Origin of the sequence: Phyllobacterium myrsinacearum (genome assembly GCF_002980555.1) — a bacterium.
GTDB classification, from domain to species: domain Bacteria; phylum Pseudomonadota; class Alphaproteobacteria; order Rhizobiales; family Rhizobiaceae; genus Phyllobacterium; species Phyllobacterium myrsinacearum.
The window spans coordinates 207302-219363 of sequence record NZ_PVBT01000007.1; the positions used below are offsets into that span (position 1 = coordinate 207302).

A 12062-nucleotide genomic window follows, 5' to 3' on the forward strand; every position below is an offset into this window, starting at 1 on the left:
ACTACCGCGGCGCAATGATGGCGGTTTTCGCCCGAATTGGCGCTCTATACAAAGCGAATATCCCCGGCATCGAACGCGAGCGGACGGCCGGGAGATCGATATTCAGATGAAACGGCTCAGAAACGCCCGTGTGCGGGGATGCTGCGGGTTGCCGAGAACGTCTTCGGGTTTGCCCTGTTCGACGATATAGCCGCCATCCATGAAGACCACCCGGTCAGCAGCTTCCCGGGCAAAACCGATTTCATGCGTGACCACAATCATCGTCAGTCCCTGGTCAGCCAGATCGCGCATGGTCGCCAGCACTTCGCCAACCAGTTCCGGATCGAGCGCCGAGGTCGGCTCGTCGAACAGCATCAGCTTGGGGCGGATTGCGAGTGCCCGTGCGATGGCGATGCGTTGCTGCTGACCGCCGGACAATTGCCGGGGATAGGCATCGGCCTTGTGAGTCAGCCCGACGCGGGCCAGCAGTTCCATGGCAAGTTCCGTAGCCTCTTTGCGGCTTTGCCTGTGCACGCCGATGGGCGCTTCGATGATGTTCTGCAAGGCGGTCATATGCGGGTAGAGGTTGAACTGCTGGAACACCATGCCGATCTGGCGCCGCTGCACGGCAATGGCCCGCGCCGGCAGCTTGTTGAGCCGGCCATTGCGCAGGGAGTAACCGATCTGTTCGCCGGCCACGACAATGGAACCGCGGTCGATGGCCTCCAGATGGTTGATGCAGCGCAGGAACGTGGACTTGCCTGAACCGGAGGGGCCGAGGACAACCACGACTTCGCCCGGGGCAACATCGAGATCAATGCCCTTCAATACCTCCACGTCGCCGAACGACTTGTGGACATTGCGGGCCCGCACCAGCGCTTCGCCCGGTTCGGTGCCGTTCATGGAAAACTGCGCGGTCATTTGCTTGCCTCCTGCGCCAGGGCCGGCACTGCCTTTGCGGCGCTCAACGCAGCAGCGGCAACCTTATCCTGCTTCCTGGTTGTTGAAGAACCCCGTTCGCCGCGACCATAGTAGCGCTCGATGAAACCCTGCCCGACATTGAGGATCGACGTGATGAACAGGTACCAGATCACCGCCACCATCAGCATCGGGATGACCTCGAAGGTCCGGTTATAGACCGCCTGCACCGAATAGAGCAGATCGGCCATGGCGATGACGCTGACGAGTGACGTTGCCTTGATCATGCTGATCAGCTGATTGCCGGTCGGCGGCACGATGGAGCGCATGGCCTGGGGAATGATGATGCGCCAGAGGGCGCGGGTGCGCGTCATGCCGAAAGCTTCGGTGGTTTCAATCTGGCCCTTGTCGACCGACAGGAGGCCGCCGCGAATAATCTCAGCCATATAGGCTGCCTCGTTCAGCGCAAGGCCGGCAATGGCTGCCGTCATCGGCGTGATCAGATCATTGGTGTTCCAGCTCGCCAGTGTCGGACCGAAGGGAATGGCAATGGAAATCTCCGGGAAAAGCGTCGAGAGATTGTACCAGAAGATCAACTGGACCAGCAGCGGCGTCCCGCGGAAGAACCAGATGTAAAGACCCGCCAGGGAACTTGCCAGCCGGTCGTTCGACATGCGGGCAATGGCAAGGACCAGCCCGATGACCACGCCGATGGCCATGGCGACGACGGTCAGGCCCAGCGTAACGTAGAGGCCGCGCAGAACAGTGGCTTCGGTGAACCATTGAAACACGATCGGCCAGCCGAAATTCTGGTTGTTGGCGACGATCCAGAGGAAGTTCGCGGCAATCAGGAGCGTGATGCCCCACAGGAGCCAGCGATCCGTGCGAAAGGGCTTATGCGCGTTCGCCACATCGCGAAGCACTGCCTCTGCATCGCCCTTTGCGGGCGATGCCAGTGTTGACGTGTTTTGGGTCATTTTGCAGCTTTGCCCGCGAGATTGATTCCGGGCTCCTTCAACATGTTCTTCTCAAGGCCCCACTTCTTCAAAATGGCAGCATAGGTGCCATTGTCCATGAGGGTCTTGATGCTTTCCAGGAAGATGCCGCCAAGTGGCGAACCCTTGGCGACCACGGCGCCCTGGAAAATATCGTCGAACCCGTTCTTCAGGCCGGTTCCCGTCAGCTCGAGCTGGCCATTGGCCTGCTCGACGAAATAGATCAGTGGCGCCTGCGAGGAGAAGAAGGCATCGGACCGCTTTGAGCGGACCGCCAGGATCGAGGTGGGCTGGTCGGTGAAGGACTGGACCTCGATGGCTGCCTTGCCATCCTTGGTGCATTTTTCCGCCTGCTCCTTGATGACCTTTTCGGCCGAACCACCCGCCATGACGGCAATGCGGCTGCCGCAGGTGTTGTCGAGCGAGGTAATGCCCTTGGGATTGCCCTTCTGTACGGCAAACACCACGAACTCCTGCACATAATCGACAAAGTCATTGGCGCCCTGGCGCGAGGGGTAGTCGCCCACCGGACCCATGGCGAACTGGTAACGGCCCGAATTGATGCCGCTCAACAGCGCCGGAAGGCCGCTGACCGTCGCATGCTTGATCTCGACACCCCACAGCTCGCCGACAGCCTTGGTCAGATCGGCGCTGGCGCCCTGCATTTCCGTGTTGCCCGTGACGATTTCATAGGGTGGGAAGGAACCGTTGTTGACCGAGGTGATGCTTCCGGCCTTGCGGATTTCCTCGGGCAGCTTGGCCCGCAAGGCCTCATTGACCGTCTGCTTGGCGATGGTCACCTCCGCGGCCATTGCGGGTGCAGCGGCGAGAGTTGCCGCAAACAGCGCGGTAAAGGTCAGGTGTTTGAGTTTCATTATTGTTCCCCTTTTTATATCTCTTGAAAACCTATTGCGTTCAGGCGGTCGTACCGGCCAGTTCGGGCCGGGCAAAACGGCGGTTGGCAAGAACCGGCAGTACCGCACGCGCATGACTGATGCGCTTGGGATCGATATCGGCGAAGATCAGCGCAGGGCCTTCCCCCGCCCGCACAACGGCCACCCCGAGCGGGTCCACCACCATGCTGGCACCGATATTGCGCTCGCCGCACTCACCCACGGCAACGATGTAGCAGGTGTTTTCCAGCGCCCGCGCCGTCACCAGCACCTCCCAATGCGCCTCCTTGCCGGGGCCCTTGACCCATGCGGCGGGAAGGATGAGCACGTCCGCGCCATCCACCGCGTGGCGGCGCGCCAGTTCCGGGAAGCGCAGGTCGTAACAGGTCATGAGGCCAAGCTTGAGCCCTGCAATGTCGATGAGACCGGGAATTTCACCGCCCGGCTGCACATTGGTGGATTCCTTGGCGGCAAAAGCGTCATAAAGATGAAGCTTCAGATATTGGGCGACGATTTCGCCGCGGCGGATGGTCACCAGATTGTTGAAGACGCGCTGACCGCCGGTCGGGACATGCACGCACATCATCACGGTCATGTCGCTGTTGCGGCTTTCGGCCAGCAATTGCGTCATGAACGGGCCGTCCAGCGGCTGCGCCGTCTTCAGCACGATATCCGGATCGGTGATGTCGCGGGCAAGAATGCCTTCCGGCAGGACCAGCAGATCGGCGCCGCCCGCATGGGCATCGCGCATCAGCTTTGTGCAGATGTCGGCATTTTCCTGCCAGACCTTGCTGACGGCAAATTGGCCCAGAGCGACCCTCATGCCGGAACTCCCGTGCGGCTGATGGAGCCGGACATCTGGTCACTGTGATGCGGGAAAAGGTCGGCGGGTGAGAGAAGCATCGGTGTCAATCCTTGCAGGTGCAGTTGTTCGGCAAAATCAGCGATCATCCGTTCGTTGACGGCAAAACCGCTGTCGTTCCAGTGAGAAGGCAAATCCCGGGCGACGTGGCCAAGCTCATCGATGATCCATGGCGTGGTGTCGGCATATTTGCGCCGCTTCTCCAGCCAGACGCGCTGCGATTCATCCAGCAGATTGCTGAGCTCTTCCGGCAGCCAGGGATGCTCGGCCACAAAGGATGCCTTCAGCCCAAGGAGATGCATGCCGGGAACGTAGCCAACCTCATGGAAATAGGCGAGTTCCTCCGCCCGGAAATCCGTCAGCACGTGGCGGAATTTGGACGCAGGGCCAAAAAAGCCTTCGGGCATGAACGGCGTGAACACGGCGTCAAGCTCGCCGGTTTCCAGCAATTGCATCATCGGCCGCTCGCCCGGCACCGCTTCAATGCGGCCAGGGCGGCCAAAACCATCGAGCCTGTCGGTGATGGGATGAGCCTCGGTGAGGCGGCCGGCAAACCAGAATGCATCCTCGATACCGACGCCGGAATGGGAAAGCGCCGCGCGGGTCCAGGTATTGCCGGAATCGCGCCAGCCGGTCACGCCAATCTTCTTGCCCGCCAGATGTTCCAGCCGGGTGACCGGACTGTTTCTGGCCGTGATGATGCAGCGATGGCGAAAGCCGCGCATGACGAAGTTGGGAACGCCAATGACATCGGTCTCACCATTGGCCCGCGCCGACGCATAACGGCTGAAGGACATTTCGGCCGCATCATGGTGCGGATCGGCTGCGACATTGCCGATCAGCGTGCCGACCCGGTCGACTTTGACATCAAGCCTCTCGGACGTGACGTCACCCAACGCCAGCGGCGTATAATAATCCCAATCGCGGACAGCCAGTCGAACAGTGATACGCAAGACATTTCCTCATTGCAATTTCGGTTTTCGTGAGGGAAGCTAAATGTTCATTATTGACTGATCAAATACTATTACGTTACTGAACATTTAAAAGAGGGATGGAAATGAGCGAATTAGCCTCGGTTCAGTGGTTTGCAGAAAAGTTGAATGACCGGACAATGCGCGGTATCGCCATCGAAACCAGCGCCCTGATCCGCGCAGGCGCCATTCCCGTCGGCACCAAACTGCCCGCCATCCGCGATCTCGCCTATACCCTCGGCATCAGCCCGGCGACGGTTTCGGAAGCCTGGAGCGAGTTGCGGCGCCAGAAGATCATCACCGGACGGGGACGCAATGGCACGTGGGTCAGCGGTGACCGCATCGCGCCCAAACCCCTGCGGCTGGCGAGTTCAGGCGATTACGGTGATGACGTACTGGACCTTTCCATGGCGGTTCCGGATGTCCACCTCCTGCCACCACTGGCCGATGCCCTGGCGCATGGAGCCTCGGCGGAAACCCTCAACAGCTATCGGCGCATTCCCATCCTGTCGGAGCTGGAAGCAGCGGTAAAACCAGGCTGGCCCTACAAACCCGAAGCCTTTCTTGCCACCAATGGCGGTTACAACGCGGTCTACGCGCTCTTGCATGCGCTGGTGATGCCCGGATCGTTCGTCGCCATTGAAGACCCCACGGCGATGCGGCTCCTCGACATTCTGGAAGATCTCGGTGCCCACATCCTGCCGGTCCAGTGTGACGAAAACGGGCCGCTGCCCGATTCACTTGCCGATGCGCTGCAACGCAAACCCGCGGCCTTCCTCTTCCAGCCGCGCACGCATGCGGTTACCGGGCGCGGCGTGAGTGCTGCCCGGCTTGCGGAACTCGCAGACATTCTCAGCAGCAGCGATGCGCTCATCATCGAGGATGACGGCGTGGGAGACATCTCCTCATTGCCTCCGGTCAGCCTTGGCGACCGTTTTCCGGACCGGGTCGTGCACATCGTCTCCTATTCCAAATCCCTTGGGCCCGACCTGCGTTTGGCGGTGCTGTCGAGTTCGACGCGCATCGTCGAGCAGATCCAGTCCTACCGCAGCTTCAGCGCAGGTTGGACCAGCCGGGTCCTGCAATCGGCAGTTGCATTCCTCCTCAAGGACCAAGCGACACAGGCGAGCATGAAACATGCCCGCAGCATTTACAAGCAACGGCGCGATGGGCTGATGCAGGCCCTCGGCGAGCGCGGCGTCCATCTTTCCGGCGGCGAAGGCCTCTGCCTGTGGATTCCGGTGGCGTCCGAACAATTTGCTTTGGTAACCCTCGCAGCGCGCGGCGTTGCCGTCCTTGCGGGCAAGAAATGTTCCGTGCGGCCGATCAGCTATATCCGCGTGGCGACCAGCGTCTTGCGGGACAGGGAAGACGAGGTGGCCGATGCCATCGCCCTTGCGGTGAGGCACCCGGATCATCTTTACTGATCTGTGCGCACCGCTCACACGCCTTTGATCAGGTGCAGGCAACCGCGCCAACCTTTCGCTTGATCACGGCACGCGGTCTGCTAAAAAGAGTTACGTTTACGGAAACGTCAAAATTTGTTCCATGGGAGGAAGAACATGGCATTGCCCGAAATCCTGACGAAGACGCTGCGCATTCCCGTTGTCGGCGCACCGCTGTTCATCATTTCGCACCCGGCCCTCGTGCTGGCACAATGCAAGGCCGGCATTGTCGGCTCCTTCCCTGCCCTGAACGCGCGGCCAGAGGCCCAGCTCGATGAATGGCTGGCTGAGATCACCGAAGGCCTGCGCGACCATGACGCCAAGAACCCGGACCGTCCAGCCGCACCGTTTGCGGTCAACCAGATCGTGCACCGGTCCAACAAGCGCCTCGAGCATGACCTTTCCATGTGCGTGAAATACAAGGTTCCGATCGTTATCTCATCCCTCGGCGCCGTGCCGGAAGTCAACGCCGCCATCCACTCCTATGGCGGGATCGTGCTACACGACATCATCAACAACCGCCACGCCAATTCGGCTATCCGCAAGGGCGCGGACGGGCTGATCGCGGTTGCCGCCGGTGCAGGCGGGCACGCCGGACCATTGTCGCCCTTTGCGCTCATCCAGGAAATCCGCGAATGGTTCGACGGGCCGCTGCTGCTGTCCGGCGCCATCGCCACGGGCAAGGCGGTTCTGGCGGCACAGGCCATGGGTGCGGATCTTGCCTATATCGGCTCGCCCTTCATTGCGACGAAGGAAGCGCGCGCCGTCGATGCCTACAAGCAGATGATCGTTGATTCCGCCTCGTCCGACATTGTCTATTCCAACTATTTCACCGGCATCCACGGCAATTATCTCAAGCCATCCATCGTCAATTCGGGGATGGACGCCGATCACCTGCCGGAAGCCGATCCATCCAAGATGGATTTCGAAGCGGCAACCACCGGCGCCAAGGCCTGGAAAGACATCTGGGGTTGCGGCCAGGGCATCGGCGCGATCAAGGAAGTAACCGGCGCCGCAGACTATGTTGAGCGGCTGGAGCGCGAATACCGCGAGGCGAAGGCAAAACTCTGCGCCGCCTAACGCGGCGGAGCCTTGTCCAAAGTGATCTGCATGAATGTCAGGTCAAGCCATTTGCCGAATTTGGTTCCCACCTCAGGCAGATGGCCCACCGCCTGAAAGCCCAGCTTTTCGTGCAGGCGGATGGACGCTGCATTACCGGACTCGATACCGGCAACCATCGCATGCTTGCCAAGCGCCCGCGCCTCGCCAATCAGCGCCAGCATCAGGGCCTTCCCGATCCCGCCGCCGCGCGCTGCCTTATGGACATACACGGAATGCTCGACCGTGTGACGATAACCATCGAAGGCACGCCAGTCGCCGAAGGAAGCATAGCCGTTGATACCGCCGTCATCATCGGCGCTGACCAGCACCGGAAATCCCTTTGACCGCCGCTCGTTGAACCAGACCCTGCGGTTCACCAGATCGACCTGCATGTCGTTCCAGATCGCCGTGGTGTGCAGCACAGCATCGTTGTAAATCTCGAGAATGGCTGGAAGATCCGCCTCACTGGCCGCACGCACGATCACAACTTGCACCCTTTTCATTCGTCTACTATAGTTTCATTATGTCTCATAAAATAGACGATGTCGATGCAAAAATCGGCGCTCGCATCCGGGTCGAGCGGGAGGCGCGCGGCTGGTCGCTGACGGAGCTCGCGGAAAAATCCGGTGTGTCGCGCGCCATGATCAACAGGGTGGAGCGCGGCCAGAGCAGCCCGACGGCCATGCTGATGGCGCGGTTCTCAGGGGCTTTCGGCCTCAGCATGTCAACGCTGATGGCGCGGGCGGAAATGCAGGAAGGACGGTTGCTGCGTTACCAGGACCAGCCGCTGTGGACCGATCCCGAAACCGGCTATATCCGCCGGCATGTCTCGCCCGCCTCCGGCCTGCCCGTCGATGTGGTGCATGTCGAGCTGCCGGCAAAGGCGCGGGTGGCACTCCCCGCTTCCGCCTATACCTTCCAGCAGCAACTGATCTGGATTTTAAGCGGCGTGCTGAGTTTTACCGAGGGTGAAACGTTTCATCGGCTTGAAGCGGGCGACTGCCTCAAACTTGGCGCCCCCAATGACTGCATCTTCGCGAATGAGAGCGCCGAGCCCTGCCGCTATGCGGTGATCGTGCTGCGACAGGCCTAACCCGCGATCTCCGCCACGGCACGCTTGGCCATGACCTTCACCAGATTGGCGCGGTAGTCGGCCGACGCATGCATGTCGGACATCAGGCCATCGGCGGAAACCACAACGCCGTCCAGCGCCGCAGCACTGAAATTCTTTGCCAGCGCCGCCTCCAGCGCCTGCGCCCGGAACACGCCGTTCTCGCCAGCCCCGGTCACCGCAACCCGCACCTCATGGCCAGCCTTGGCAACGAACACGCCGGCCATGGCATAGAGCGATGCCGGATTCGGGAACTTTTTGTAGGCTGCCCTGTCAGGCACGGTGAATTCGACGGCCGTGACGATCTCGTCGGGTTCCAGCGCCGTTTCAAACAGGCCGGCAAAGAAATCCGCAGCGGCAAGCGAGCGCGCGCTGGTGATGACGGTTGCATTGAGGGCAAGCAGCGCCGCGGGATAATCGGCTGCCGGATCGTTATTGGCCACCGAGCCGCCGATGGTGCCCATATTGCGCACCTGCGGATCGCCGATATGGGCCGCCAGATGCGTGATCACCGGGCAAAGCCTTGCCAGCTCGGCATGAACCGCGACGTCATAATGCGTGGTCGCCGCGCCGATACGCACGGTTCTGCCGGTGATGGTGATGCCTTTCAGGCCGGGAATATGGCGCAGGTCGATCAGATGGCTCGGCGACGCCAGCCGCTGCTTCATCGTCGGGATCAGCGTCATGCCGCCAGCAAGGAATTTGCCGTCCTCGGCCGCGCCCATTTGTTTTGCGGCATCCTCGACCGACGTGGCCCGATGATACTGGGTTTCATACATGGCACATCTCCCTATTTCGCCGCCTGAATGGCAGCCCAGACCTTTTGCGGGGTCGCGGGCATGCTCAGGCTGTTGTTGCGGATGGCATCGGTGACGGCATTCATCACGGCAGGCGGCGAACCGATGGCGCCAGCCTCGCCGCAGCCCTTGATCCCCAGCGGATTGGACGGGCACGGGGTTTCCGTCGTCATGACGTTGAAGGACGGCAGGTCCTGCGCCCGCGGCATGGTGTAGTCCATGTAGCTCGCGGTCAGCAGCTGGCCGCTTTCATCGTAATGCGTGCCTTCCAGAAGCGCCTGGCCGATGCCCTGCGCCAGGCCGCCATGCACCTGCCCCTCGACGATCATCGGATTGATGATCTTGCCGAAATCATCGGCGGCGACGAACTGCACGATCTCCGTCGTGCCGGTTTCCGGATCGATCTCCACCTCGCAGATGTAGCAGCCAGCCGGGAAGGTGAAATTGCTCGGATCGTAGAACGCGGTTTCCTTCAGCCCCGGCTCCATGCCGGAGGGCAGGTTGTGCGCGGTGTAGGAGGCGAGCGCCACCTGGAACCACGGCAGCGACTTGTCCGTCCCCGCCACCCGCACATTGCCGTCCTTGATCTCGATATCCGCCTCGTCGGCTTCGAGCAGATGCGCGGCGATCTTCCGGGCCTTGGCCTCGACCTTGTCCATGGCCTTGACCACGGCGGACATGCCGACCGCGCCGGAGCGCGAGCCATAGGTGCCCATGCCCATCTGCACCTTGTCCGTGTCGCCATGCACGATGGAAATGCTGTCGAGCGGCACGCCGAAGCGCTCCGCCGCCAGCTGGGCGAACGTGGTTTCGTGCCCCTGCCCGTGCGAATGCGAGCCGGTGAGGATTTCGATGGTGCCGACGGCATTGACCCGCACCTCGGCGCTTTCCCACAGGCCGACACCGGCGCCCAGCGCCCCGACCGCCGCCGACGGCGCGATGCCGCAGGCCTCGATGTAACAGCTCATGCCAATGCCGCGCAGCTTGCCGCGCCCGGCGGCTTCCGTACGGCGCTTTTCGAAACCGGCGTAATCGGCCGCCTTCATGCTGGCGTCGAGCGTCGCGTCGAAATCCCCGGCATCATAGGCCATGATGACAGGCGTCTGGTGCGGGAAGGCGCGGATGAAATTGCGCCGCCGCAATTCCGCCGGCGATATGTTCAGCTCGCGCGCCGCCGTCTCCATGATGCGTTCCAGCACATAGGAGGCTTCCGGCCGCCCGGCACCGCGATAGGCATCGACCGGCGCCGTGTTGGTGTAGACCGTCTTCACATTGGCGTGGATCGCCGGAATATCATACTGGCCGGACAGAAGCGTCGCATAGAGATAGGTCGGCACGGAACTCGAAAACAGCGACATGTAGGCGCCGAGATTGGCGATGGTTTCCACCTTCAGGCCGAGAATTTTGTGGTCCTTGTCAAAGGCGATCTGCGCATGGGTGGCGTGGTCGCGCCCATGCGCATCGCACAGGAAGCTTTCCGTGCGGTCCGCCACCCACTTGACCGGAACGCCCGTCTTCTTCGATGCCCACAGGCAGACGATCTCTTCCGGATAGATGAAAATCTTCGAGCCGAAACCGCCGCCGACATCCGGCGCGATCACCCGCAGCTTGTTTTCCGGCGCGACATTGTAGAACGCGCTCATCACCAGCCGCGCCACATGCGGGTTCTGCGAGGTGGTCCAGCAGGTGTAGTGATCTTCTGCCGCATCATACTGGCCAAGCGCCGCGCGCGGCTCCATGGCATTGGGCACGAGGCGGTTGTTGTCGATATCGAGCGTCGTCACATGCGCCGCGCGGGCAAACGCGTCGGCTGTCGCCTTTTCATCGCCGATATCCCAGTCGAAAATCAGGTTGCCCGGTGCTTCCGGGTGCACTTGCGGCGCGCCCGGCTTCAACGCCTCGACGGCGCTGACGACGACGGGCAGCTCCTCATAGGCGATTTCCACCGCCTCGGCGGCATCGCGCGCCTCGCCCTTGGTATCGGCGACGACGATCGCCACCGCATCGCCGACATAGCGCACCGTATCGGTGGCGAGCGGCGACCAGGCGCCCATCTTCATCGGCGTGCCATCCTTCGACTGGATCATCCAGCCGCAGATGAGATTGCCGATGCCGTCGGCCTTCAATTCCTTGCCGGTGAGCACCCCGATGACGCCGGGCATCTTCTGCGCTGCGCCCGTGCTGATCCCGGTGATTTTCGCGTGGGCATGCGGGCTGCGCACGAAGACCGCGTGCTTCATCCCCGGCACGACCATATCGTCGGTATAGCGGCCCTTACCGGTGAGGAACCGCTTGTCCTCCTTGCGCAGAACGCGTGATCCAATCCCTTCGACACCCATGACACTACCTCCCTGCCGCAGGCGCCTCGCCAAAATGTCTCAACTGTCTGTTTGGCCGGAAGCGGACTGCACGACGTGAATTGATTTCTCAGGCGGCCTTGACGGCGCCCTTGCCCATTTTTTCCGATGCGTCGAGCACGGCCTGAACAATGTTGTGGTAACCGGTACAGCGGCAGATATTGCCTTCCAGCTCCGCGCGCACCGTCGCCTCGTCGAGCCCTTCCGGGTGGCGGCGGATCATATCCACCGACGACATGATCATGCCCGGCGTGCAGAAACCGCATTGCAGGCCGTGATGCTCGCGGAAGGCCGCCTGCACCGGATGCAACTCGCCATTGAGGGCAATGCCCTCGATGGTTGTCACCTCGGCGCCGGACGCCTGCACCGCCAGCATGGTGCAGGATTTGACGGCCCGCCCGTCCACATGCACGACGCAGGCACCGCATTGCGAGGTGTCGCACCCCACATGGGTTCCCGTCAGTCCCAGATTTTCACGCAGGAAATGTACAAGCAGCGTGCGGTCTTCGGCTTCGCCCTTGACGGCGCGCCCATTGACCACCAGTTCGACTTTGGCCATCGGTTCCTCCCAGAACGCCTTGGTCACCGCCCCTCCCTGGGCCGCATGACCACAACCGAAAGTTTAACCTCTCC

At 61.6% G+C, this 12062-nt stretch carries 12 protein-coding genes; 3 read left to right on the top strand and 9 right to left on the bottom strand.

The annotated features are described in order from the left end of the window. Nucleotides 1–102 precede the first annotated feature (102 nt). The 5 genes from C5750_RS21375 to C5750_RS21395 are packed head-to-tail and all read right to left on the bottom strand — an operon-like array spanning nt 103 to nt 4600. On the bottom strand, nt 103–882 hold the full coding sequence (locus C5750_RS21375) for an amino acid ABC transporter ATP-binding protein (RefSeq protein ID WP_105736770.1): 780 nt from the start codon (nt 880–882) through the stop codon (nt 103–105). 14 nt (nt 883–896) lie between these two features. Beyond that, complete coding sequence (locus C5750_RS21380) at nt 897–1874, bottom strand: amino acid ABC transporter permease (protein WP_105736532.1); 978 nt, start codon at nt 1872–1874, stop codon at nt 897–899. Continuing rightward, nucleotides 1871–2767, bottom strand: coding sequence for an ABC transporter substrate-binding protein (locus C5750_RS21385; protein ID WP_105736534.1), 897 nt, complete (start codon nt 2765–2767; stop codon nt 1871–1873). The genes C5750_RS21380 and C5750_RS21385 overlap by 4 nt, the downstream gene beginning before the upstream one ends. A 40-nt stretch (nt 2768–2807) precedes the next feature. Continuing rightward, nucleotides 2808–3608 carry a deaminated glutathione amidase gene (locus C5750_RS21390; RefSeq protein ID WP_105736536.1) on the bottom strand — a complete coding sequence of 267 codons (801 nt, stop codon included), beginning with the start codon at nt 3606–3608 and terminating at the stop codon, nt 2808–2810. After that, nucleotides 3605–4600, bottom strand: coding sequence for a substrate-binding domain-containing protein (locus tag C5750_RS21395; RefSeq protein ID WP_105736538.1), 996 nt, complete (start codon nt 4598–4600; stop codon nt 3605–3607). The genes C5750_RS21390 and C5750_RS21395 overlap by 4 nt, the downstream gene beginning before the upstream one ends. A 104-nt stretch (nt 4601–4704) precedes the next feature. Here C5750_RS21395 and C5750_RS21400 point away from each other — a divergent pair, with 104 nt between their 5' ends. Further along, a complete protein-coding gene (locus tag C5750_RS21400; protein ID WP_105736772.1) occupies nt 4705–6045 on the top strand; it encodes an aminotransferase-like domain-containing protein in 1341 nt (446 codons plus the stop codon). Between the two features lie 135 nt (nt 6046–6180). Next, on the top strand, nt 6181–7143 hold the full coding sequence (locus C5750_RS21405; RefSeq protein ID WP_105736540.1) for an NAD(P)H-dependent flavin oxidoreductase: 963 nt from the start codon (nt 6181–6183) through the stop codon (nt 7141–7143). On the opposite strand, the gene C5750_RS21410 is transcribed toward C5750_RS21405, so the two are convergent. Continuing rightward, complete coding sequence (locus tag C5750_RS21410) at nt 7140–7667, bottom strand: GNAT family N-acetyltransferase (RefSeq protein WP_425350500.1); 528 nt, start codon at nt 7665–7667, stop codon at nt 7140–7142. The two genes, C5750_RS21405 and C5750_RS21410, sit on opposite strands and share 4 nt — an antisense overlap. Before the next feature lie 20 nt (nt 7668–7687). On the opposite strand from C5750_RS21410, the gene C5750_RS21415 reads away from it, so the two are divergent. Next, nucleotides 7688–8257, top strand: coding sequence for a helix-turn-helix domain-containing protein (locus C5750_RS21415; RefSeq protein ID WP_105736542.1), 570 nt, complete (start codon nt 7688–7690; stop codon nt 8255–8257). Here C5750_RS21415 and C5750_RS21420 read toward each other — a convergent pair. From C5750_RS21420 to C5750_RS21430, 3 genes are all read right to left on the bottom strand, one after another. Then, a complete protein-coding gene (locus tag C5750_RS21420; protein ID WP_105736544.1) occupies nt 8254–9054 on the bottom strand; it encodes an FAD binding domain-containing protein in 801 nt (266 codons plus the stop codon). The genes C5750_RS21415 and C5750_RS21420 overlap by 4 nt on opposite strands. A gap of 11 nt (nt 9055–9065) precedes the next feature. Continuing rightward, nucleotides 9066–11411, bottom strand: coding sequence for a xanthine dehydrogenase family protein molybdopterin-binding subunit (locus C5750_RS21425; protein ID WP_105736546.1), 2346 nt, complete (start codon nt 11409–11411; stop codon nt 9066–9068). An 88-nt stretch (nt 11412–11499) separates the two neighbouring features. Next, nucleotides 11500–11988: a (2Fe-2S)-binding protein gene (locus tag C5750_RS21430; protein WP_105736548.1), complete on the bottom strand. Its 489-nt coding sequence runs from the start codon at nt 11986–11988 to the stop codon at nt 11500–11502. Nucleotides 11989–12062: the final 74 nt, after the last annotated feature.